Consider the following 21962-nt stretch of genomic DNA (forward strand, 5'->3'; position numbering starts at 1 on the left):
GACCGCCCGCACATCGTCGATTCTCGGGAACGGCGCAGGGCCTGTTCGCCCGGCTTGGTCTCCGCCATGTGACTGCCGAACCTTCACACGCGCGGTCGGTGGCTGTCGGAGGTATGGCCGGCTGCCACCACAACAGGCATGCAAAGCCGACGAAACTCGCCTAGGCTCGGCCCGAAAGCTGCACAGCCGCCGGGCGACGCCGCGGCTCATGCGACGACAGGACAATGCCGTGCCGGATGAGGATTCAGGGCAACCCGACGATGCTGCCCGACTGTGCGTCGAATGCGGGCTGTGCTGCAACGGCGCGCTGTTCACCCATGCGAAGCTCGAGCCGTCCGAAACCGATCGCGCACCGAGCAGCACCACGACGCCGGAGGGCGGGCCGGCGTTCCACCTGCCCTGCCCGCTTCTCACCGATGCCGGTTGCTCGATCTACGAGACGCGCTTCGGCATCTGCCGAAGCTTTCGCTGCGCCCTGCTGCGTCGGGTCACCGCGGGCGAGGTTGGCATCGACGAAGGGTTGGCTCGCGTGGCGGAGGCCAAGCGTCTCATCGCCCGCGCGACCGATGGCGCGCCGACCGGCGCGACCATCGCCGAGCGGCTGCGGCTCGGTCCCCCGACGGTGTCGCTGGATGGCGATGGTGGCAGCACTCGCACGAGCGCGCAGCAGTATCTCGCCAGCGTCGCGGTCGACATGCACCTCGACCGCCACTTCCGGATCAGGAACAAGCGGTTCGGCATGGCCTCCTGAGCCGAGCAGGGCCTCATACTGCTCACCGGCGCCGGTCGATCCGCTCTGCGGGCGCCTACTCCCCGGCGACGCGCCGTGCCCAGCCCGCGATCGTGATCGCTTGCGGCACGACGTGGCGGTACACGCGCTCGACATCGGGGGTGTAGCGCATGTCGGTGGGCCAATCCTCGACGAGGCGCCGCAGCCGCGGCACGTCGATGATGTCTTGCGCGACCGCCGATCGACCGAGCGCCGCCACTTCCTGCGCGATCAGCGACCGTTCCCGCGTCATCCGGTCGAGCCAGTCGGATGACTGGTAGCCGCGGCGACGATTGAGGCGCACCGCATCGGGCACGATCCCACCAAGCGACAGACGCGCAGGCGCGCGGTCGAGCGATCCGCTGCGCAGCGCCGACGTCGGGATGCGCAGCGCCAATTCCACCAGTCGCTGGTCGGCGGTTGGATCGCGCATGTCGATACCCCACCGCGTGAAGAAGCTGCGCAACAACGCGCCCGGGTCCATGCCTTGAAGGATGGCGAGACTATGCTCGGGCGGCGCCAGTGGCGTGGCCGGATCGTCGATGATCGTGCGTGCCAACGTCCAGCGGGCCGCGCGATCCGCTTCGCTGCCGCGCGACGCCAGGCGCTGCTGCACCTGCGCCAGCCGCGCGCCGATCTGCGCTGGATCGAGCAGCCGGCGCAGCACGCCGCCCCATCGTCCGGCGCGCAGCAATTCGCGCAGGCCCGGCTGACCATCGCGGCTGAAAGTGAAATTGCCGGCCTGACCGATCAGGACGACGGCGATGTCGTGCGCGCGCAGCAGGTCGAAACTTGCGGCGACCCAGCCGTAATTCTGCGGCGAGGGCATGGGCTGTGCGAGGGCCGCGTGCGCATTGTCGAGCAAACTGGCGAAGCCATCGCCGCCGGCGATGCAATGATGATCGACGCGCCCGCCTGCAGTGACCAGGCGGGCGAGCGGCGATTCGTCGACCAGCCGACCGCGCGGCGCGGTGATAGGCGCACCGTCGGCCGGCGCCGCGGTTATGGCGAGGATGCGGGCATCGGTCGCCCGCGCGGCGAGCGCGGTCACCGCGGAACTGTCGAGCCCCGCACTCAGATGAGCGCCGACAGCACGTCCGCGATCGACTTGGTCGGCCACCGCGATCGGCAGCAACCCGGCAAAGGCGTCGGCGCAGTCGCGGGTCGTCAGTCGGCTGTCGGGGTCGGTATCCGGTCGCCAATACAGGCGCGCGCGGGGTGGCGCGTCGCCGGCGAGCGTGACGATCTCCCCGGGCCGCACGCGCAGGATGCCCGCGTAGTGGCTGGCATCGTCCAGCTCCATGCGATGGTTGAGCAGGCGACAGAGCCTGCCCGGGTCGGGACGGAGCGGGTCACCGAACGGCGCCGCCAGTCCCGCGGGCATCGACGCTGCGGCATAGCCCCCGGCGACGGCGCGAAAGAACAGCGGGCGCTGCCCCAGCGGATCGCGGATCAGGTGCAAGCGGTGGGCGTCGCGATCCCAGGCGATGATCGCGAAATTGCCCGACAGTCGCGACGGTGCCTCGCTGCCCCAGCGCGTGAAGGCGCCGAGCACGAGTTCGCGGCCGCTGGTCGAGGTGACGCCAAGCGTCGCCGCCAACGTCTGCCGGTTCGTCAGTCGCGCGTCGATCGCGACGAGCCAGCGACCGCAGGGCGACGTGCCAAGGGCGGAGCGATCGCCGCCGGCCAGAAGCGGCACGACCGCAGCCGCGGCGGCGAACGCGCCTTCCACTGCCGATTCGCGCGTCGCGGCGGCCTGTTGTGCAACAAGCATCGCGCCCAACAGGCGCTCCGCCGACGCGGCATCGCCCGGGCGCAGGCAGGCGGCTAGGCTCGTCATCGTCGATACGCCAAGAGGGACCGTGAATCGCCGGCCAGCAGGTCGCGCGCGCAAAGGCCGGTGGCCTTGCTGCTACCCCGCCTCACGTGCTCCCGCGATCGATCGTCAGCGACGGTGATCGAATTGTAAGAGACCGCCAACAATCGGCGGCGGTCCGAAACATGCCGAAAACCTGAGGTTCAGCTACCCTTTCCGAACTGGCCCTCGGGGATCACGGGATTGGCGCCGAGCTCAGCATCGCCGGCGCGAATCTTCACGACCTGCGGGGCCGTCCAGACCTTGCGATCGGCCGAAGTGGCGGACGTCTGGGGTGCGTCATGGATGTTGAACACGCGTCTTCTCCCTGTCGTAGATCTCGCGCTGTTGGCGAGTTTTGCATTCGGCAACATGCCGGGGGGCGATGCCTTAAGCAATCGTGAATCGCGACTTGCGTGCGTGAGCGGTGCCATGAATGTACAATTCTGACGCAGGACTGCGGTTGTACATGCGCAGTGTTCGGTGGACCGCCAAAGAAAAGCCCCGCCGCGGACGATTCCGCGACGGGGCTCATCGCCGATTCGGAGCCGGCGTTACGCCAGCGCGGCCTTCAGGTCGTCGGCCAGGTCGGTGCGCTCCCACGGGAAATGATCGCCCTCTGCCTTGCGGCCGAAATGTCCGTAGGCGGCGGTCTTCGCGTAGATCGGCTTGTTGAGGCCCAGGTGCGTGCGGATGCCGCGCGGGGTCAGGTTGCCGAGCTTCTCGATGCGACCGATCGCCGCCTCGATCGCGTCGTCGCCGACGGTGCCGGTGCCGTGGGTGTCGACGTAGAGCGACAAGGGCTTCGACACGCCGATCGCATAGGCGAGCTGGATCGTGCAGCGCGTGGCGAGGCCGGCGGCGACGATGTTCTTCGCCAGATAGCGGGTGATGTACGCCGCCGAGCGATCGACCTTCGTCGGATCCTTGCCCGAAAACGCGCCGCCGCCGTGCGGGGCGGCACCGCCGTAGGTGTCGACGATGATCTTGCGGCCGGTCAGCCCGGCGTCGCCGTCCGGCCCGCCGATCTCGAAGCTGCCGGTCGGGTTGATGTGATAGACGGTCTCGTCACCCAGCAGGTCGGCGGGCAGCACGTCGGCGACCACCGACTTCACATAGGCGTGGAGCTCGGCTTCTTTGTCGCCCTCGTCATAGCCCTTGCCGTGCTGGGTCGAGACGACGATCGCGGTTGCGGCGGCGGGCTTGCCGTTCTCGAAGCGCAGCGTCACCTGGCTCTTGGTGTCGGGCTCGAGGAAGGGGGCTGCGCCCGAGTGGCGATCGGCGGCCATCCGCTCGAGGATCTTGTGGCTGTAGTAGAGCGTCGCCGGCATCAGGTCGGGCGTCTCGTCGCAGGCGAAGCCGAACATGATGCCCTGATCGCCGGCGCCCTCGTCCTTGTTGCCGCTCGCGTCCACGCCCTGCGCGATGTGCGCCGACTGCGGGTGCAGATTATTCTCGAAGCGCAGCGTTTCCCAGTGGAAGCCGTCCTGCTCGTAACCGATGCGCTTCACGGTCTCGCGGACGGTCGCCTCGACCTCCTCACGCACGCCCGGCGCCCAGTTGCCGCTCTCGTCCATGATGCCGCGCCCGCGGATTTCCCCGGCCAGCACGACCAGCTGGGTGGTGGTCAGCGTCTCGCACGCGATGCGCGCTTCGGGATCCTTGGACAGGAACAGATCGACGATGGCGTCGGAAATCTGGTCGGAGACCTTGTCGGGATGGCCTTCCGAAACCGATTCGGACGTGAAGAGGTAATTGGAACGCATGGGATTCCTCAGAGAAATGAGTGCCGAGGGAAAGCCGGCGGGCCGTTGCCATGCCCTGATATAAAGCTTTCCTTATATCATGCAGATAGGCGGCCCCCGCCCAATCGTCAACGGCGGCGGGCGACGAGCGCCAGCCCGAGCAGCAGCAGCGCCGCGGCAAGCGCCATCCAGTTGCCCGCGCGCGCGAAGATCGTCGGAGGATAGGCCGGCGGCACCGGCATCTCGACCGCGCCGGCGACGTGGCGCGGCACGTGCGCCAGGATGCGCCCGTCGGCGGCGATGATCGCGGAGATGCCGTCGGGGGTCGCGCGCACGATCGGCAGCCCTTCCTCGATCGCGCGCATCCGCGCCTGGGCGAGGTGCTGGGGCGGGCCCCAGTCGCCGAACCACGCGTCGTTCGACGGGTTGAACAGCAGCGCGGGGCGGTGCGCGCGATCGACGACCTGGCCGGAGAAGATGATCTCGTAACAGATCTGCAAGCCAATGCGGCCGAACCCCGGCACGTCGATGGTGGCCGGGCCGGGGCCGGGGCGGAAATCGACATCGCCCGCGACCAGCCGCGACAGGCCGAGCGGCCCGAGCAGCGGCCGCATCGGCAGATACTCGCCGTAGGGGACCAGATGCGCCTTGTCGTAGCGTCCGCCGATCCGCGCCGACGCGTCGATTGCGAAGACACTGTTGCCGGCGCTGGCAAGCTCGCCGCGCGAATCGAAATTGAGCGCGGTGCCGCCGATCAACGCGGTATCGCGCGGGCCGAGCGCGCGGGCGACGGTGGACCGCGTCGCGAGCGACGATCCGCGGTAATACCATTCGGGCGGATAGCCGTCCTCGACATAGGGATCGACCGAGCCCTCCGGCCAGACCACCAGTCGCGGGGCGGGGCCGGGGCGGCCCGACAGCGCGGCGAGCGTGCGCAGGACGCCGCGGGCATGCTCGGACGTGACCTCGATCTGCTGCGCCGTGTTGGGCTGGACGACGCGGACGCGCGGGGTGTTGGCGCTCGTCACGGCGACGAGCGGCGGGCGAGCGGCATCGAGGGCGACGCACAGGGTGAGCGTCGCCGCCACGCCCGCCGGCACTGCCCAGCGTCGCGCGTAGAGCAGGACGAGCGCACCGGCGCTCACCACCAGCAGGCCCGACAGCGCGTAGGTGCCGACGAAGCGCGCGGCATGGGCGATGCCGGGCCACGCCAGCCACGCGGTGCCGAGCGGGTTCCAGGCGTAACCGGTAAACATCGTCGCGCGCAGATATTCGGTGGCGATCCACGCCGCGCCCGCCACGAGCACGAACGGCGCGCCGATGCCGCCGCTCGCCCCCACCGCGCGCTGGCTCGCGAGCCGCCACGCGAGGCCGGCGGCGAGCATCGGATAGACCGCGAGGTAGAGCGCCAGCCCGACCACCGCGCCATAGCCGAGCACCGGCGGCATCCGGTCCTGGAAATCGAAGGCGTGCTGGATCCAGTTGTTGTTGATCGTGAAGTGGCCAAGCCCGAACAGCCATCCGGAGGCGAGCGCCCGGCGCAGCGTCGGTGCGTCGTGGACCAGCTTCAGCCACCAGGCGAAGGCGAGCAGCGTCAGCGGCAACAGCTCGAGCGGAGCGAACCCGGTCGCGGCGGCGGCACCGAGGAGGATGGGGAGGAGGACGCGCATCTGCCCTGGCCGTAGCGGATCGGGGGCGGTTCGGGGAAGGAAGGAAATCGTTCAGGGAAGGCGCAAAGGCGCGAAGAAGATTTTCACGTGGAGGGTTCGGCGTTCTGACGGCGCGTAGCGCCCTTGACCTGCCAGATTGAGAAGCCTCCGGCGGTTCATGAGCGACATCTCCGCGCATCCGCGCCTCCGCGCGAATCCACCTTCTCTTCGCGCCGTAGCGCCTTCTCTGAACCCCTTCTTCCGCCCGCCCCATCGCAAGTGTATGAGCAGAGCATGACGCTCCGCCCGTTCCACCTCGCCTTCCCGGTCCACGACCTAGACGCCGCCCGCCAATTCTACGGCCACGTGCTGGGGTGCGCAGAGGGGCGGTCGTCGGAACAGTGGATCGACTTCGATTTCTACGGGCATCAGATCGTCGCCCACCTCGACCCTGCGGCGCGGGCCGTTGCGGTAACCAACGCGGTCGATGGGCACCACGTGCCGGTCCCGCATTTCGGAGTCGTGCTGACGATGGCCGACTGGGAGGCGCTGGCCGCGCGCGTCGAGGCGGCGGGCGTCGCGTTCGGGATCGCGCCGCACGTCCGCTTCAAGGGGCAGGCGGGCGAGCAGGCGACGATGTTCTTTTGCGATCCCAGCGGCAACGCCCTGGAGTTCAAGGCGTTCGGCGACGACGCGATGCTGTTCGCGACCGAGAAAAAGGCAGATTCATGACCGATCCCGTCGAAGTCGATATCCCCCACAAGCTGGGCCGCGAGGCGGCGAAGACGAAGATCGCCGCGGGGATCGGCAAGCTGGAAAGCTATATCCCCGGCGGCAGCGTGACCGACAACCGCTGGGAAGGCGATCGGCTGAGCTTCACCGTCAGCGCGCTGGGGCAGAAGGCGCATGCGACCGTCGATGTGCTGGAGGACAAGGCGCATCTGGCGGTGATGCTGCCGCCGATGCTGTCGCTGTTCGCCGGTAAGGTCCGCGAGATGCTGGGGCGCGAGGGGCCGAAGCTGCTGAAGTGAAGGTGGGCTCGCCGATCGGAGTGTCCGAAGCAGTTTCTCGACTACGCTCGAAACGACCGGAGTCAGGGCATCACCGCGCCGTCGGCAGCCAGCCGAGTTCCAGCCGCTCGTAGCGGTCGACGTAGTTTGCGGCACGGCGCAGGGCGCGTTCGTCGAGGATCGTGCAGCGCCCGGCCTCGCGGCGGATCAGGCCACCTTCCTCGAGCTGACGCAGCATCCGGTTGACGTGGACCGCGGTCAGGCCGGTCGCGTCGCCGACCTCCTCCTGCGTCAGGCCCAGCGTGAAGGTGTCGCCGATCGCCTTGTCGGCGAAGCGCAGGCGGTTGCGCATGTCGAGCAGCAGCGCCGCCACCCGCGCCTTGGCCGATGTCCGCCCGAGGGCGGCCAGCCGGTCGGTCAGCGCGACACGCTCGACCTGGTTAAGCGCCATGACCAAAGCGGCCAGGCGGGGATGTTCCTCGAACAGCTGGCTCAGCATCGTCTTTTCGAACGGGCAGACGGTGCAGTCGGTCAGCGCGGCCAGTGCCTCCGGACTGTCGCGATAGATCATGCCGGGCACGCCGATCAGGTCGCCGGGAAACAGGAAGCGCAGGATCTGGCGGCTGCCGTCGTCGAGCAGGACATAGCTCATCATCAGCCCGCGGCGCAGGACGAACAGCTCGCCGCAGGGTTCGTTCTCGCGCTGGAGGATGGCGCCGCGGCGCACCTCGCGGGTGCGCTCCTCCAGCCGCGCGAGGGCCGCGACTTCGCCTGCCGTCAGATCGACGCGCTCGCCCAGCAACTCGGCGAAACAACTCGCAACCACGTGACGCTTTCCCCCCGTACCCCGCGATGCAAAGCAGGGCGCTGGATTCCATGCATTAAAGTCGATCAAGGCGCGTAACAAAGCGCGAACGCTTGGCGTGCCGCGATGCGCCGGGTAGAAGCCCGGACATGGACCGTATTCTCATCCGCGGCGGCAACGCTTTGAAGGGCCGCATCGCGATTTCGGGCGCGAAGAATTCCGCGCTGACGCTGATGCCGTGCGCGCTGCTGACCGACGAGCCGCTGACGCTCAGGAACCTGCCGCGGCTGGCCGACGTCGACGGCTTCGGGCATCTGCTGAACCAGTTGGGCGCGTCGACCGCGATCGAGGGTACGCGTCCTGAAGATTTCGGGCGGGTGATGACGGTGCGCGCGGGGCGCCTGACCTCGACCGAGGCGCCGTACGATATCGTCCGCAAGATGCGCGCGTCGATCCTGGTGCTGGGGCCGATCCTGGCGCGGATGGGTGAGGCGCGGGTGTCGCTGCCCGGCGGCTGCGCGATCGGCAACCGCCCGATCGACCTGCATCTGAAAGTGCTGGAGGCGCTGGGCGCCGAGCTCGAGATGACCGCGGGGTACGTCAAGGCGACGGCACCGACGACGAACGGCGTGCGGCGGCTGCCGGGCGGGCATTACCGCTTTCCGGTGGTGTCGGTCGGCGCGACCGAGAATGCGCTGATGGCCGCGGCGACCGCAGGCGGCACCAGCGTGCTGGAAAATGCCGCGCGCGAGCCGGAAATCGTCGACCTGTGCCGCCTGCTGGTGGCGATGGGCGCGTCGATCGACGGCATCGGCACGGAAACGCTGACGATCGAGGGGCGCGATCGGCTGCACGGCGCGACCTATGCGGTGATGGCCGACCGGATCGAGGCGGGCAGCTATGCCTGCGCGGCGGCGATCACCGGCGGCGACGTCGAGCTGGTGGGCGCGTGCGCCGCCGACATGCGCGCGACTCTGTCGGCGCTGGAGGACGCGGGCGTGACCGTCGAGGAAAAGCGCGACGCGATCCGCATCGCCTCGGACGGGAAGCTGAAGCCGATCGAGCTGTCGACCGCCCCCTTCCCCGGCTTCGCCACCGACATGCAGGCGCAGTTCATGGCCATGCTCTGCAAGGCCGACGGCGCCAGCATGCTGACCGAGACGATCTTCGAAAACCGTTACATGCACGTGCCCGAGCTCGCGCGGATGGGCGCCGACATCCATGTGTCGGGCCGCACCGCGGTGGTGCGCGGTGTCGACCGGCTGGCAGGCGCGCCGGTGATGGCGACCGACCTGCGCGCATCGATGAGCCTCATCATCGCGGGGCTCGCCGCCGAGGGCGAGACGAGCGTCGCCCGCGTCTATCACCTCGACCGCGGGTACGAGCGGCTGGAGGAAAAGCTGCAGGGCGTCGGCGCCGATATCGAGCGGGCCGGCGACGGCTGATCGCCGGATACGATCGTATTGATCGAAATCTAGCCGCGGCACTTGTCGCACGGCGGCTCGTTGGGGGTGCGACTCAACGAGGGGCCATGACATGACCGACACGCGCAATCCCGGCAACGGCGGCGAGACCCATCAGCAGGCCGGCGGCGATACGCCGGTGCTGACGACGAACCACGGCGTTCCGATCAGCGACAACCAGAACAGCCTGAAGAGCGGCGCGCGCGGCCCGACTTTGCTCGAGGATTTCGTTCTCCGCGAAAAGATCTTCCACTTCGACCACGAGCGCATTCCGGAGCGGATCGTCCACGCCCGCGGATCGGGCGCGCACGGCGTGTTCGAGGCGACCGCCGACATCTCCGACCTGTCGAAGGCCGCGGTGTTCAAAAAGGGCGAGAAGACCGAGACGTTCGTCCGCTTCTCGACGGTCGCGGGCGGTGCCGGGTCGGTCGATACGCCGCGTGACGTGCGCGGCTTCGCGGTCAAATTCTATACGAAGGAAGGCAACTGGGATCTGGTTGGCAACAACATCCCGGTGTTCTTCATCCAGGACGCAATCAAATTCCCCGACCTGGTCCACGCGGTGAAGATGGAGGCCGACCGCGCCTATCCCCAGGCGGGCAGCGCGCACGATACCTTCTGGGACTGGGCGTCGCTGATGCCCGAGACGACGCACATGCTGATGTGGGCGATGTCCGACCGCACGCTCCCGCGATCGCTGCGCATGATGGAGGGGTTCGGCGTCCACACCTTCAAGCTGGTGAACGAGGCCGGCCAAGCCAGCTTCGTGAAATTCCACTGGAAGCCGCGGCTGGGGATCCAGTCGACAATCTGGGACGAGGCGCTGAAGCTGCAGGCGGCCGACAACGACTATCACCGCCGCGACCTGTGGGAGGCGATCGACAGCGGCGACTTCCCGCAGTGGGATCTGGGCATCCAGGTGTTCGACGAGGATTTCGCGAACGCGCAGCCCTATGACGTGCTCGACGCGACCAAGCTGATCCCGGAGGACGACGTGCCCGTGCGGATCATTGGCACGCTGACGCTCAACCGCAATCCGGACAATTTCTTTGCGGAAACCGAACAGGTCGCGTTCCTGCCGACCAATATTCCGCCGGGCATCGACTTCTCGAACGATCCGCTGCTGCAGGGGCGGCTGTTCAGCTATATGGACACGCAGAAGTCGCGGCTGGGGACGACCAACTTCCACCAGATCCCGATCAACGCGCCGCGCTGCCCGTTCGCGAACATGCAGCGCGACGGGATGATGCAGACGATGGTGCCCAAGGGCCGCGCCAATTACGAGCCGAACAGCCTGGCCGAACATGGCGAGGAGGGAGGCCCGCGCGAGGCGCCCAGGGGGTTCGCAACGGCAAACGCCGCTACCGGGCCGGACGAGCAGGGCGACAAGCTGCGTATCCGCGCGGACACCTTCGCCGACCATTACAGCCAGGCACGGCTGTTCTACCGCTCGCAGGACGCGCATGAGCAGGCGCACATCGCGTCGTCGTTCGTGTTCGAACTGTCGAAGGTCGGCGTGCTCGACCAGGTGCCGCCGCGGATGGTCGCCAATCTGCGCAACGTCGACGAGGATCTGGCGAAGCGCGTCGCCGCCGGACTCGGCATCGATCTGCCGGCGAAGGCCAAGGCAGCCAAGGCGCCGGTCGACATGGCGCCGTCCGACGCACTGTCGATCCACAAGAACATGAAGCCGACGCTGGAGGGTCGCGCGGTCGGCGTCCTTATCGCCGACGGCACCGACGCGGGCGAACTCGCATCGGTCGTGAAGGCGATTGAGGGCGCGAAGGCCAAGGCGGTCGTGATCGCGCCCAAGGTCGGTGGCGCGAAATTGTCGGACGGCTCCGTGAGGAAAGCCGACGGCCAGCTCGCCGGCACGCCGTCGCAACTGTTCGACGCGGTGGCGATCGTGCTGTCGGCGGACGCGGCGGCGATGCTGGCGAAACAGGGCGCCGCAGTCGGCTTCGTGATGGATGCTTTCGGTCACTTGAAGGCGATCGGCGCGAGTGACGGCGCGCAGGCGCTGCTCGACAAGGCCGGCGTCGAGCCCGACGAAGGCGTCACCGGGCTCGGCAAGGATTTCGTCAAGGCCGCGGCGCGGCGCTTCTACGACCGCGAGCCGAAGCTGCGCGATCTCGCCTGATCAGCGATACCAGTCGTCGTCGCGCGGTGCCCACCACCGCGCGGCGGCGACGATCTTCTCGGGTAGTGCACGGTCGTCGCCCAGCACGATCGGCAGACCCGTGTCGGCGACGGCACGGTCGAGGACATCGCGCGACAATGTGGACGGAACCGCCCCGCCGCCGCGGCATATGAGCCGCCACAGCTCCAGTTCCTGACCCCAGAAATAGAGCGACTCCGCGCGCACATTCGCCTGGATGCGGCGCACGTCGTCCCATTTCTGCGGTTCGAGCAGCTTCGCCCAGAAATCCGCCTGCAGGCTGTCGACCGGTGTGTCGGGGCGCCACTCCAGCGCGTCGGCCTCGACCACGGTGATCTTGTCGCGGCAGTGCGCCGGCAGCTGATCGAACAGCGCGAGGTCGGCGATCAGCGCGATGACCGCGGGGTCGCGTTCGATCACGGTCACCTGCGTCACGCGCTCGCGCAGCGCCACGCTGCCCGCGCACCACCCCATGCCGAGCCCCATGACGACGGTGTGGCCATAGCTCGCGGCGATGCCGATCTGCTGGCTTTCGATCTCCATCGGCACGATCGACATCCACGTCTCGCGCCCGCCTTGGCTCGGGCCGGTGAGCACCGCGGTGTCGGCCAGCGCGAACGTCTCCCCCCAATAGCCGCGCGTGCCGGCGAGGGTGACGAGGTCGATCGTCCAGTCCCTGCATCGACCCGCGCGGTATCGGGGCAGCCAGACGCCATCGGCGACCGGGCCCAGACCCGCAGCGGGATCGATGTCGGTCACGTACCCGCTCAGATCGCGTCGAGTGCCGCTTCGAAATCGGCGATCAGATCGTCGGCATCCTCGACCCCGATCGAGATTCGGACCAGGCTGTCGGTGATGCCAAGCGCGTCCTTGCGCTCCTGCGGCACCGACAGATGGGTCATGCCGGCCGGGTGCGAGGCGAGCGTCTCGGTCCCGCCGAGGCTGACCGCGAGCTTCGCGATCTTGAGGTTGTCGAGGAACGCGAATGCCTCGGTCTCGCCGCCCTTCAGGTACAGCGAGAATGTGCTGCCCGCGCCCAGGCAATTGCGGCGGTAGATGTCGGCCTGGCGCGCGTCGCCCTGCTGATCGAGGAAGCCGAGATAGCCGACGCGGTCGACCTTCGGATGCGCGTTCAGGAAATCGCAGACCTTCGCCGCATTCTCGCCCGCGCGCGTCATGCGCAGCTCCAGCGTTTCGAGACTGCGGAGCAGCATCCACGCGGTGTTGGGGTCGCAGATCGTGCCGATGGTGTTGCGCATCAGCCGAATCGTGTTGATCTGCGCCTTCGATCCCAGCACGCCGCCCGCGACCAGATCGCTGTGTCCGCCGGCATATTTGGTCAGCGAATAGACGACGATGTCGGCGCCCTGCCGCATCGGCTGCGCCCACAGCGGCCCAAGGAAGGTGTTGTCGATCGCGATCGGCGGCTTCACGTCGAGGTCGGCGAAAATCGCGTCGCGCGATGCCGCGACCGCCTCGACATCGACCAGCGCGTTGGTGGGGTTGGCCGGGCTTTCGAGATAGACGAGCGCGACGTCGCCACTCTCGCGCGCCTTGGTCATCACCGCGTCGATTTCCTCGCGGGTCGCGCCGGCGGGGAAGTCGAGCCACTTGATCCCGAACTTGCCGAGGATGCGGCCGATCAGCGTCTCGGTCGCGGCATAGAGCGGGCCGGAATGGACGATGGTGTCGCCGGGCTTGACCATCGCCAGGAACAGCGTCGCGATCGCCGACATGCCGGACGAGAAGGCGAGAGCGTCCTCGGCCTCCTCCCACAGTGCCAGCCGGTCTTCGAGGATTTCCTGATTCGGGCCGTTGAAGCGCGAATAGACCAGCCCCTCGGCCCCGCCGGGTCGCTTGCCGGTCACGCCCTCGAAATGGCGCTTGCCGGCGGCGGCGTTGGGGAAGACGAAGGTCGAGGTCAGGAAGATCGGGGGTTTCAGCGACCCTTCCGACAGCATCGGGTCGTAGCCGTGGCCCATCATCAGCGTGGAGGGCTTCAGCTTGCGCCCGCCGATCGTCTTGGGGCCGGTGTCGCCTTTGCCTTGCGGGGCGGGGGCGCCGGTGACGTCGGCTTCGGTATTGTCGGTCATGGGGTCGTCTCCGTGGAAAGCGTTGCGCGCGCTCTACCGGATCGTCGCAAACGAAACCAGTTCGGTGGCACGACGCGGTCAGCCGAGGCCGATGATGCTGATCTGGCGTCCGGCATCGCCTTCGCCGCGGTGCGTGGCGCGGCGATAGCTGAAGAAACGCGCTTCGTCGGCATAGGTGTCCGCGCCGGTGATGGCGACGGTGCGCACGCCCCCGCGGGCGAGGCGGTGGGCGACATAGCCGGGCAGGTCGAAATGCGCGTGGCCAGCGGCGCCATCGGCGAAGAAGCGGTCGGCCTCGGCCTGATCCGCGATGAAGCGCGCGCGGAAGGCGGCGTCGACCTCGTAGCTTCCCTGCGCGATGCACGGCCCGATCGCGGCGACGATGCGGTCGCGCCGGGCGCCCAGTGCCTCCATCGCCAGCAAAGTCGTGTCGGTGACCCCGGCGAGCGCGCCCTTCCACCCGGCGTGGGCGGCGCCGATCACGCCCGCGGCAGGATCGGCGAACAGCACCGGCGCACAGTCCGCGGTGAGGATGCCGAGCGCGAGGCCGGGGCGATCGGTGACCAGCGCATCCGCCTGCGGGCGGATGCCGTCGGCGAACGGCTCCAGCACCGTCACGCAGTCGGCGCCGTGGACCTGGTACAGCCCGACAAGCCGCGCGCCCGGCACCACCGCCTCGACCGCGCGGCGGCGGTTCTCGGCGACCAGTGCGGGATCGTCGTGCGAGCCGATGCCGGTGTTGAGGCTGGCGTAGGCGCCGGTCGATACGCCCCCGGTGCGCCCGAGGAAGCCGTGCGGGATACCGGCGAGGGCTGGGGCGGTGAGCGGAGCGGGAATCACAAGCCCTTCCGTTCGTGCTGAGCCTGTCGAAGCACATGTACCGGACGCGCCGCCTGGAGCACGTGCTTCGACAGGCTCAGCACGAACGGTGGAGGGGGAAGCGTGCTCACAACGCCAGCACCATCAGCCGATCCTCGTCAACATGCTCGCCGACCGGGAAGTCGAACCGCCCGACATCGACGAAGCCGTAGCGTCGATAGAACGCCTGCGCGCGGTGGTTGTCGACGTAGACCGACAGCGCCAGCGTATCCGCGGCGCGGGTGCGGGCCTCGGCGATCGCCCAGTCCATCAGCGCGGGGCCGACGCCTTCGCCCTGATAACCGCCCAATACGTACAGCTGGTAGAGCTCGACCGCGTTGGCGTCCTCGGCCTGGGGAAAGGGCAGCGCATTGGGGCCGACCTTCGCAAAGCCGACGATGCGACCATCGTCGGTCGCCAGCCGGATCGCGAAATCGGGCGCGCCGATCTGGCTCGGCAAGCCGTCGGCCCCGAACGCGCGATCGAGGAACGCGGCGAGGTCGGAGGCGCGGTACAGGCTGCCGAACGTGTCGGTGAAGCACCGCTGCGCCATCGCCGAGAGTTCTGGGCCGTCGCCGGGCATCGCGTCGCGGTAGGCGATCATGCGAACCCCGCCGGGACCGGCCAGTCGGGATGGGTGATCGCAACGACGCCGAACAGGTCGCCCATCTGGCCGTCGTCGATCAGCCGCTTGGCGGCGACCAGCACGTCCTTGCCGCCCTTTGCGCTGAGCGTCGCCGCACGCGCGTCGATGCCGAGTGCGCGGAGGAACGCGCCTTGGGCGACGGGTCCGTGGACCACCGCGCCCTCGGCCCGTGCTGCCTCCGCCAAGGTCGCGAAGTCGACGTGCGCGGTCAGGTCGGCCTCGCCCGGATCCTCGAACGGATTGGCGACGGCATGGCCGCGCACGGCCTGCAATGTGTCGCCGATCGCCGGGCCTTCATAACCATAATCGACAATGAGTGCCGCGCCGCCCTGTGCCACCACGCGGCGGACCAGTTCGCGCACGATCGCGACACTGGCCGGAGAGGTTTCGATGATCGATCCGTCGGCGGCGTCGCGCAAATCTTCGGGAATGATCGGATCGAAGATGGTGTTGCCGACGACCGGCAGGAACAGCGTGTCCTGACAGGCGACGAGCCGCTCGCGCCAGCCCTCGACCGTCTTCACCAGCTGGCGGATCGGCAGCGCGTCGAAGAATTCGTTGGCGACCGCGACGAACGGCGCATCGTCGGGCAGGCCGACCAGGTCCATGCACCACTCCGCGTCCGGGTGACGTTCAGCCTGCGCCGCGCGCAGCACCGGCGAATTCTCGACGAAATGGAGCGCCGGCGTCAGCCCCGCGCCCGCCATCGCCCGCACCGCATCGGCGGCGAGCGTGCCGCGACCGGGGCCGAGCTCGACGTAATCCAGCTTCGGCCGGCCGGCGCGGTCCCACAGGTCGGCGATCCACGCGCCGATCAGCTCGCCGAACATCTGCGAAATCTCGGGCGCCGTGGTGAAGTCACCGCGGGCGCCGAGCGGATCGCGGGTCGCGTAATAATGCGTGTTCGCGGCCCCCATGTACTGCGACAGCGGGATCGCGCCGCCCAGCGTGATCGCTCGGGCGAGGCGTTCGGGGAGGAGGGTGTCGGTCATCACTTCCCCTCCGTTCGTTTCGAGCGAAGTCGAGAAACCTGTCGTGGCGCCCGGGTCATGTTTCTCGACTTCGCTCGAAACGAACGGTCGCTCACGCAACGCTCGGTCCGCCGGCGATCGGCTCGACGCGGACGCGGCGGCGCTTGGCGGTGGCGATCAGGTACAGACCGCCGAGGATCATCGGCAGGCACAGGATCTGCCCCATGTGGATCGTCGTCGCGAGGAACGTGCCGGCGAACTGCGCGTCAGGCTCGCGGAAGAATTCCACGAAGAAGCGGAAACACCCATAGGCCAGGATGAACGTGCCGACGAGCTTGCCCGGCTGGTAGCGCGCGTCGGTGCGCCAGAACAGGAACCACAGGATCGCGAAGAGCACCGGCCCTTCGAGCAGCGCCTCGTACAGCTGGCTCGGGTGGCGTGCGGGCTCGGCGCCGAAGGCGACGGTGCGGTTGAACACCACGCCCCAGGCGACGTCGGTTGGCTTGCCCCACAGCTCCCCGTTGGCGAAATTGGCGAGGCGGACGAGGCCGAGGCCGAACGGCGTGCAGCACGCGACGTAATCATGGATGCGCAGCCAGTTCAGCCCGTGCTTGCGCGCCATAAAGATGATCGCGATGCTGGTGCCGATGACCCCGCCGTGGAACGACATGCCGCCGTCCCACAGCTTCAGCACCGACAGCGGATTGAGCAGCATCTGCGGCGCGTAGAACAGGACATAGCCGATCCGCCCGCCGAGGATGATGCCGAGCGTCGCGTAGAACACCATGTCGTCGGCATGGCGCCGCGCCATCGGGCTGCCGGGCTGGTCGATCAGCTTCAGCAGGTACCACCAGCCGAGCATGATGCCGGCGATATAGCCCAGCGAATACCATTTGAGCGTGAACACGCCGAGGTCGAGCGCGACGGGGCCAATGCCGAGCTGATCGTAGCGAATATGGCCGGCGGCGTCGGCGAGCATGGGCAGCAGCAAGATGATCGTCCCCGGTGAATGCGTTGGGGCAACCTCTAGCGAGGCGCGTCGGCGCGCGATAGAGCGAGCGGCATGCGATCGAAGCGCCACCCATGCAGATAAGCCGCCGCGCGCTGATGGTCGGGGGCGTCGGCGTGGGGCTGGTCGTCGCGTGGAGCCTGTGGCCCGAGGGTGATGTCGCCGGCCTGCCGGTGGCGGACGGCGAGACCGCGTTCGGCGGGTGGATCAAGATCGGCGCGGACGGCCACATCGTCGTCGCGGTGCCGCAGTGCGAACATGGCCAGGGCGTCTATACCGCGCTGCCGCAGATTGTCGCCGACGAGATGGGGGCCGACTGGCGCACCGTCGGGGTCGAAGCGGCACCGGTGGCGGTGCTGTACGCCAATCCGCTGGCGGCGGAGGCGGTGTTCGGCGCGGGCGATGCGATCGCGCGCGCTCTGCCGGGTCATGCGCCGATGCTGACCGGCGGATCGTCGTCGGTGCGGATGTTCGAAGGCCCGCTGCGCCGTGCCGCCGCCGGGACACGCGCGCTGCTGTGCAAGGCGGCGGTCGCGCGCTGGGGCGGCGACTGGCAGGCGTGCCGGACCGAGGGCGGCTTCGTGATCCTAGCCCAGAACCGCGCCCGCTTCGGCGAACTGGCGGCGGCGGCGGCGCGCGAGAGCCTGCCGGCGACGCCGACGCTCAGGATCGGGGATGTCGGCCGGCTGACCGGCACGCCCGCGCCGCGGCTCGATGCGCCGGCAAAGGTCGACGGATCGGTCAATTTCGCCGGCGACATTCGCCTGCCCGGCATGGTCTTCGCCAGCCTGCGGCAGGGGCCGGCAGGGGGCAACCGGCTGGTGGGGCTGGACCGCAAGGCGGCGGAGGCGGTTTCGGGGATGGTCGCGCTGGTCGAGAATCCGGGTTGGATCGCCGCGATCGGCACGACGTGGTGGGCGGCGAACCGCGCGCTGGCCGTGCTGGACCCGCGATTCGAGAGCGCCGCGCCGCCGGTCACGACCGCCAGCATCGATCGCGCGCTGGCCGATGCGCTGGCCGCGTCGGGCGCGCGCGTCGCGGGGTCGGGGGACATTGCCGCGACGGTGACCGGGGCGGGCGTGGTGCGCGCGGAGTACCGTGTAGCACCCGGCGTCCATGCCGCCATCGAGCCCGTCACCGCGACCGCGAGTTTCGAGGACGGCAAGCTGATCCTGTGGGTCGCGACGCAAGCCCCCGGCCTCGCCCGCGCCGCCGCCGCCCGCGCGGCGGGCGTCCCGGAAAGCGCGGTCGTGCTGCATCCGCTGATGGCGGGCGGGTCGTTCGGCGCCAATCTGGAAGTGCGTGTCGCCGAACAGGCCGCGCTGCTGACGACGCAGCTGAAGCGACCTGTGCAGCTGACATGGTCGCGCTCCGAAAGCCTGATCCAGACGCCGGTGCGCCCGCCCGCGATCGCTCGGATGACCGCCAAGACCGCTGGCGGGGTGATCCAGGGCTGGCACGCCGCGATCGTCACCCCGGCGCTGGGCGCGGAGCTGCGCACGCGGCTGACCGGGTCGGGGCCGTGGCTGAAGGGCGACAGCGATGCGGTCGCGGTCGATGGCGCCGCGCCGCCGTACCGGTTGGCCAATTGGGCGGTCGATCACCACGCCGCCGACATCGGCAGCCTGAGCGGCTGGTGGCGGTCGGGCGCGCATGCGGCGACGTGCTTCTTCACCGAATGCTTCCTCGACGAACTCGCCCATGCCGCGGGCGCGGAGCCGGTGTCGTACCGCATCGCGATGCTTGGCGGCGCGCCGCGGCTCGCGCGGTGCCTGTCGACGGTCGCCGCGCTCGGCGGATGGCAGGGCGGCGTCGCCGGCAGCGGGCAGGGCATTGCCGCCCATGCCATGCGCGGCAGCTACATCGCGCTGATGGTCGAGGGCGGGATGGGCGACGGCGCGGTGCCGCGGATCGACCGCATGGTCGCCGCGGTCGACGTCGGGCGCACGATCAATCCCGACCTGGTCCGCCAGGCGATCGAGGGCGGTCTGATCTTCGGCATGGCCGCCGCAATCGGCGCGGCGACCGGCTTTGCGAACGGCATCCCCGACGTGCGCGGCTTCCGCGATCTTGGCCTGCCGCGCCTGTCCACCACGCCCGACATCACCGTCGAGATCATCGAAAGCAAGGCCGACCCCGGCGGCGCGAGCGAACTGGGCGTGCCCGTCGTCGCGCCCGCGCTCGCCAACGCCATCTTCGCGTCCTCTGGACGCCGCCTCAGGACACTGCCCCTATGACCCCGGCCGAGCATCCGCCTATCCCGCCGCGGAAGGTGGGCGTGCTGCTCATCAACCTCGGCACGCCCGATGCGCCCGATGCGAAATCGGTGAAGCGCTACCTCGGCGAATTCCTGTCCGACCGCCGCGTCGTCGAGATTCCGCAGATCCTGTGGCAGCCGATCCTGCGCGGCATCGTGCTGACCACGCGGCCCGCCAAGTCGGCGCACGCTTACGGCCTGGTGTGGAGCGAGGAGGGCTCGCCGCTCGCCGCGATCACCAAGGCGCAGCATCGCAGCCTGCAGGGGGCGTTCGGGCCGGGGGTGATGGTCGACTGGGCAATGCGCTACGGTAACCCATCGATCGCGGACCGCATCGCTGCGCTGAAGGATGCCGGGTGCGAGCGTATCCTGCTGGCGCCGCTCTACCCGCAATATTGCGCAGCAACGACCGCGACCGCCAACGACAAGGCGTTCGAGGCGCTGGCCGCGATGCGCTGGCAACCCGCCATCCGCACGCTGCCGCCGTATCACGACGACCCGGCGTATATCGCTGCGCTGAAGGCGTCGGTCGAAGCGGGGCTGGCCGCGCTCGATTTCGTGCCCGATGCGATCCTGACCAGCTTCCACGGCATGCCGCAGCGGACGCTGGAGATGGGCGATCCGTATCACTGCCACTGCCGCAAGACCGCGCGGTTGCTTGGCGAGGCGCTGGGCCGCGAGCTGGTCGTCACCTTCCAGTCGCGGTTCGGGCGCGCGAAGTGGCTGGAGCCGGCGACCGACACGACGCTGGAGGCGCTGCCCGCCACCGGCGTGAAGAAGGTCGCGATCCTGGCGCCGGGCTTTTCCGCCGACTGCCTCGAGACACTGGAGGAACTTCAGATCCGCGGGCGCGAAAGCTTCGAGGGAGCGGGCGGCACCCATTTTGCCTACATCCCGTGCCTGAATGCCAGCGACAACGGGATCGCAATGCTGCGCAGCATCATCGGACGGGAGCTTGCGGGCTGGGTGGACGTTCCCTAGCGTAACGTACATTAATTCTGGGAGAGCGATGCATGGCACGGGTAGCGATCGTCACAGGTGGAACGCGCGGCATCGGCGAGGCGATCAGCCTTGCACTGGAGGATCTGGGCTTCACGGTCGCCGCCAACTACGCCGGCAACGACGAGCGGGCGAAGGAATTCACCGACCGCACCGGCATCGCCGCCTACAAATGGGACGTTGGCGACTTCCAGGCCTGCCAGGACGGCTGCGCGAAGGTCGCCGCCGAGCTCGGCCCGGTCGATGTCGTGGTCAACAACGCCGGCATCACCCGCGACGGCACCATCCTGAAAATGACCTACGAGATGTGGGACGACGTGATGCGCACCAACCTCGGCGGGTGCTTCAACATGGCGAAGGCGACCTTCCCCGGCATGCGCGAGCGCAAATGGGGGCGGATCGTCAACATCGGCTCGATCAACGGCCAGGCCGGGCAATACGGCCAGGTCAACTACGCCGCGGCGAAGAGCGGCATCCACGGCTTCACCAAGGCGCTGGCTCAGGAAGGCGCAAAGGCCGGCGTGACCGTCAACGCGATCGCGCCCGGCTATATCGACACCGACATGGTCGCAGCGGTGCCGGCGGACGTGCTGGAAAAGATCGTCGCGAAGATTCCGGTCGGGCGCCTGGGCCAGGCGAGCGAGATCGCGCGCGGGGTTGCGTTTCTGTGCTCGGAGGAGGGTGGGTTCGTGACGGGCTCGACGCTGTCGATCAACGGCGGGCAGCATATGTACTGACGGGCGCAGGGGCGACGGCGTTCGCCCCGGTGCGCGGCTCGGCCGCGCAGCGCCCGGCACGGCCGGCGGGCCAAAGGCCCGTCCGACGACGCGGGCTTTGCCCGCGGCGGGGCCTTGGTAGCAGCGCCCCGCGTGCGGCACGTGCTTCGACTTCGCTCAGCACGAACGGTGGGCTAAGTCCCGCTGCCATCGCGCGCCGCGGGCAAAGCCCGCGTCGTCGGTCGGGCTTCGCCCGCCGGCCGGTCGGCGCGATGCTGCGCATCGGTGCCGTCGCTTCGCCGACGCACCTTCGCGCCAACAAACATGGGCCGGTTCCTTTCAGAACCGGCCCATGCCCCCGATACGCCACCCGGGGAACGCTCCCAGCCGATACGCAACACGGCGGGGAATCTCGTGAAAAGTTAAGGCCGCGCGGTTAGCGGCTGCGGCGGCAACCCTGCGGCGGGTCCGCCCGGTCGATCGCGCGCCCGGCGACTGCGCCAAGCGCACCGCCCAGGATCACGCCGAGCGTCCGGTCGCCGCGGCGCCCTGCGAGCTCATGGCCGGCCAGACCGCCGGCGATCGCGCCGATCACGGTGCCGCCGTCGCCGTCCTTGCAGCCGTTATAGTTGCGGCGGTTGTTGTAGTAGCGGCGGTCCTGCCCGCGGTAGCCGCGGTTATAGCCGTTGTAGCCATAGCCCTGATCGTACTGCGAATAGCCGCGGTCGTACCGCTGGGCCATCGCCGGAGCGACGGGGATCAGCGCGGTCGCACCCAGTGCGAACGCAGCGCCGGCGATCGTCAGTTTCTTGAACATGTAACGTCTCCTTCGACTTCGTTTCGTTCGGCGCGGGTGCGAATCAGCCGCCCTCGACAAGAGACGGTCTAGGCCCCGGGCATTGGCCCGATGCTGAATGCGTCTGTTATCGTTCGTTCAGCGAAACCGCTTTGCTGGGGCG

The 21962-nt window shown here is 68.9% G+C and carries 20 protein-coding genes; 8 read left to right on the forward strand and 12 right to left on the reverse strand.

The annotated features are described in order from the left end of the window. The first annotated feature begins 208 nt into the window (after nucleotides 1-208). The gene (locus M9980_RS12400; RefSeq protein ID WP_250751383.1) at nucleotides 209-751 is read left to right on the forward strand and encodes a YkgJ family cysteine cluster protein; all 543 of its coding nucleotides are present in this window, start codon (nucleotides 209-211) and stop codon (nucleotides 749-751) included. A gap of 55 nt (nucleotides 752-806) precedes the next feature. On the opposite strand, the gene M9980_RS12405 is transcribed toward M9980_RS12400, so the two are convergent. The 4 genes from M9980_RS12405 to lnt form a co-directional block, all read right to left on the reverse strand. Next, nucleotides 807-2609, reverse strand: a complete 1803-nt coding sequence (locus tag M9980_RS12405) for an asparagine synthase-related protein (RefSeq protein WP_250751386.1) — start codon at nucleotides 2607-2609, stop codon at nucleotides 807-809. Nucleotides 2610-2788: 179 nt separating this feature from the next. Continuing rightward, nucleotides 2789-2941: a hypothetical protein gene (locus M9980_RS12410; RefSeq protein WP_250751389.1), complete on the reverse strand. Its 153-nt coding sequence runs from the start codon at nucleotides 2939-2941 to the stop codon at nucleotides 2789-2791. Between the two features lie 237 nt (nucleotides 2942-3178). Next, nucleotides 3179-4390, reverse strand: coding sequence for a methionine adenosyltransferase (gene metK / locus M9980_RS12415; protein WP_250751392.1), 1212 nt, complete (start codon nucleotides 4388-4390; stop codon nucleotides 3179-3181). Nucleotides 4391-4497: 107 nt separating this feature from the next. Continuing rightward, complete coding sequence (gene lnt, locus M9980_RS12420; protein WP_250751395.1) at nucleotides 4498-6039, reverse strand: apolipoprotein N-acyltransferase; 1542 nt, start codon at nucleotides 6037-6039, stop codon at nucleotides 4498-4500. A 273-nt stretch (nucleotides 6040-6312) separates the two neighbouring features. Between lnt and M9980_RS12425 the strand changes: the two genes are divergently transcribed. Together M9980_RS12425 and M9980_RS12430 are read left to right on the forward strand one after the other, a co-directional pair. After that, entirely contained in the window at nucleotides 6313-6750 is a 438-nt protein-coding gene (locus M9980_RS12425) for a VOC family protein (protein WP_250751398.1), read from the forward strand. Then, nucleotides 6747-7049, forward strand: coding sequence for a polyhydroxyalkanoic acid system family protein (locus M9980_RS12430; RefSeq protein WP_250751401.1), 303 nt, complete (start codon nucleotides 6747-6749; stop codon nucleotides 7047-7049). The genes M9980_RS12425 and M9980_RS12430 overlap by 4 nt, the downstream gene beginning before the upstream one ends. Nucleotides 7050-7119: 70 nt before the next feature. Here the strand turns inward: M9980_RS12430 and M9980_RS12435 are convergent, their stop codons facing one another. Further along, nucleotides 7120-7854, reverse strand: coding sequence for a Crp/Fnr family transcriptional regulator (locus tag M9980_RS12435; RefSeq protein ID WP_250751404.1), 735 nt, complete (start codon nucleotides 7852-7854; stop codon nucleotides 7120-7122). A 128-nt stretch (nucleotides 7855-7982) separates the two neighbouring features. On the opposite strand from M9980_RS12435, the gene murA reads away from it, so the two are divergent. Together murA and M9980_RS12445 are read left to right on the forward strand one after the other, a co-directional pair. Further along, nucleotides 7983-9278, forward strand: coding sequence for a UDP-N-acetylglucosamine 1-carboxyvinyltransferase (murA, locus tag M9980_RS12440; RefSeq protein WP_250751406.1), 1296 nt, complete (start codon nucleotides 7983-7985; stop codon nucleotides 9276-9278). 91 nt (nucleotides 9279-9369) lie between these two features. Further along, complete coding sequence (locus M9980_RS12445; protein WP_250751408.1) at nucleotides 9370-11436, forward strand: catalase; 2067 nt, start codon at nucleotides 9370-9372, stop codon at nucleotides 11434-11436. Here M9980_RS12445 and M9980_RS12450 read toward each other — a convergent pair whose 3' ends face one another. The 6 genes from M9980_RS12450 to lgt form a co-directional block, all read right to left on the reverse strand. Then, nucleotides 11437-12213 (reverse strand): polyamine aminopropyltransferase, encoded by a 777-nt coding sequence (locus M9980_RS12450; protein ID WP_250751410.1) that lies wholly within the window; start codon nucleotides 12211-12213, stop codon nucleotides 11437-11439. It lies immediately after the preceding gene. Nucleotides 12214-12221: 8 nt separating this feature from the next. Then, nucleotides 12222-13547 carry a cystathionine gamma-synthase family protein gene (locus M9980_RS12455; protein WP_250751412.1) on the reverse strand — a complete coding sequence of 442 codons (1326 nt, stop codon included), beginning with the start codon at nucleotides 13545-13547 and terminating at the stop codon, nucleotides 12222-12224. A gap of 78 nt (nucleotides 13548-13625) precedes the next feature. After that, the gene (gene pgeF / locus M9980_RS12460) at nucleotides 13626-14387 is read right to left on the reverse strand and encodes a peptidoglycan editing factor PgeF (protein WP_250751414.1); all 762 of its coding nucleotides are present in this window, start codon (nucleotides 14385-14387) and stop codon (nucleotides 13626-13628) included. A 106-nt stretch (nucleotides 14388-14493) separates the two neighbouring features. Continuing rightward, a complete protein-coding gene (locus tag M9980_RS12465) occupies nucleotides 14494-15009 on the reverse strand; it encodes a GNAT family N-acetyltransferase (protein WP_250751416.1) in 516 nt (171 codons plus the stop codon). Next, nucleotides 15006-16043, reverse strand: a complete 1038-nt coding sequence (locus M9980_RS12470; RefSeq protein ID WP_250751419.1) for a class I SAM-dependent methyltransferase — start codon at nucleotides 16041-16043, stop codon at nucleotides 15006-15008. Before M9980_RS12470 ends, M9980_RS12465 begins: the two co-directional genes overlap by 4 nt. 91 nt (nucleotides 16044-16134) lie before the next feature. After that, entirely contained in the window at nucleotides 16135-17013 is an 879-nt protein-coding gene (gene lgt, locus M9980_RS12475) for a prolipoprotein diacylglyceryl transferase (protein ID WP_250751422.1), read from the reverse strand. A gap of 92 nt (nucleotides 17014-17105) precedes the next feature. Here lgt and M9980_RS12480 point away from each other — a divergent pair, with 92 nt between their 5' ends. The 3 genes from M9980_RS12480 to phbB are packed head-to-tail and all read left to right on the forward strand — an operon-like array spanning nucleotide 17106 to nucleotide 21024. Next, nucleotides 17106-19268: a xanthine dehydrogenase family protein molybdopterin-binding subunit gene (locus M9980_RS12480; protein ID WP_250751425.1), complete on the forward strand. Its 2163-nt coding sequence runs from the start codon at nucleotides 17106-17108 to the stop codon at nucleotides 19266-19268. Further along, nucleotides 19265-20269, forward strand: coding sequence for a ferrochelatase (gene hemH / locus M9980_RS12485; RefSeq protein WP_250751430.1), 1005 nt, complete (start codon nucleotides 19265-19267; stop codon nucleotides 20267-20269). The genes M9980_RS12480 and hemH overlap by 4 nt, the downstream gene beginning before the upstream one ends. 32 nt (nucleotides 20270-20301) lie before the next feature. Beyond that, nucleotides 20302-21024 (forward strand): acetoacetyl-CoA reductase, encoded by a 723-nt coding sequence (gene phbB / locus M9980_RS12490; protein WP_250751433.1) that lies wholly within the window; start codon nucleotides 20302-20304, stop codon nucleotides 21022-21024. Between the two features lie 415 nt (nucleotides 21025-21439). Here phbB and M9980_RS12495 read toward each other — a convergent pair whose 3' ends face one another. Beyond that, nucleotides 21440-21820, reverse strand: a complete 381-nt coding sequence (locus tag M9980_RS12495; protein WP_250751436.1) for a glycine zipper 2TM domain-containing protein — start codon at nucleotides 21818-21820, stop codon at nucleotides 21440-21442. Between the last annotated feature and the right edge of the window lie 142 nt (nucleotides 21821-21962).

Origin of the sequence: Sphingomonas donggukensis (assembly GCF_023674425.1) — a bacterium.
GTDB lineage: Bacteria > Pseudomonadota > Alphaproteobacteria > Sphingomonadales > Sphingomonadaceae > Sphingomonas > Sphingomonas donggukensis.

Coding starts and splice junctions, on each gene's coding strand:
- M9980_RS12400 (WP_250751383.1), top strand. CDS start 209: ATGCGACGACAGGACAATGCCGTGCCGGATGAGGATTCAGGGCAACCC.
- M9980_RS12405 (WP_250751386.1), bottom strand. CDS start 2,609: ATGACGAGCCTAGCCGCCTGCCTGCGCCCGGGCGATGCCGCGTCGGCG.
- metK (WP_250751392.1), bottom strand. CDS start 4,390: ATGCGTTCCAATTACCTCTTCACGTCCGAATCGGTTTCGGAAGGCCAT.
- lnt (WP_250751395.1), bottom strand. CDS start 6,039: ATGCGCGTCCTCCTCCCCATCCTCCTCGGTGCCGCCGCCGCGACCGGG.
- M9980_RS12425 (WP_250751398.1), top strand. CDS start 6,313: ATGACGCTCCGCCCGTTCCACCTCGCCTTCCCGGTCCACGACCTAGAC.
- M9980_RS12430 (WP_250751401.1), top strand. CDS start 6,747: ATGACCGATCCCGTCGAAGTCGATATCCCCCACAAGCTGGGCCGCGAG.
- murA (WP_250751406.1), top strand. CDS start 7,983: ATGGACCGTATTCTCATCCGCGGCGGCAACGCTTTGAAGGGCCGCATC.
- M9980_RS12445 (WP_250751408.1), top strand. CDS start 9,370: ATGACCGACACGCGCAATCCCGGCAACGGCGGCGAGACCCATCAGCAG.
- M9980_RS12455 (WP_250751412.1), bottom strand. CDS start 13,547: ATGACCGACAATACCGAAGCCGACGTCACCGGCGCCCCCGCCCCGCAA.
- M9980_RS12465 (WP_250751416.1), bottom strand. CDS start 15,009: ATGATCGCCTACCGCGACGCGATGCCCGGCGACGGCCCAGAACTCTCG.
- M9980_RS12470 (WP_250751419.1), bottom strand. CDS start 16,043: ATGACCGACACCCTCCTCCCCGAACGCCTCGCCCGAGCGATCACGCTG.
- M9980_RS12480 (WP_250751425.1), top strand. CDS start 17,106: ATGCAGATAAGCCGCCGCGCGCTGATGGTCGGGGGCGTCGGCGTGGGG.
- hemH (WP_250751430.1), top strand. CDS start 19,265: ATGACCCCGGCCGAGCATCCGCCTATCCCGCCGCGGAAGGTGGGCGTG.
- phbB (WP_250751433.1), top strand. CDS start 20,302: ATGGCACGGGTAGCGATCGTCACAGGTGGAACGCGCGGCATCGGCGAG.
- M9980_RS12495 (WP_250751436.1), bottom strand. CDS start 21,820: ATGTTCAAGAAACTGACGATCGCCGGCGCTGCGTTCGCACTGGGTGCG.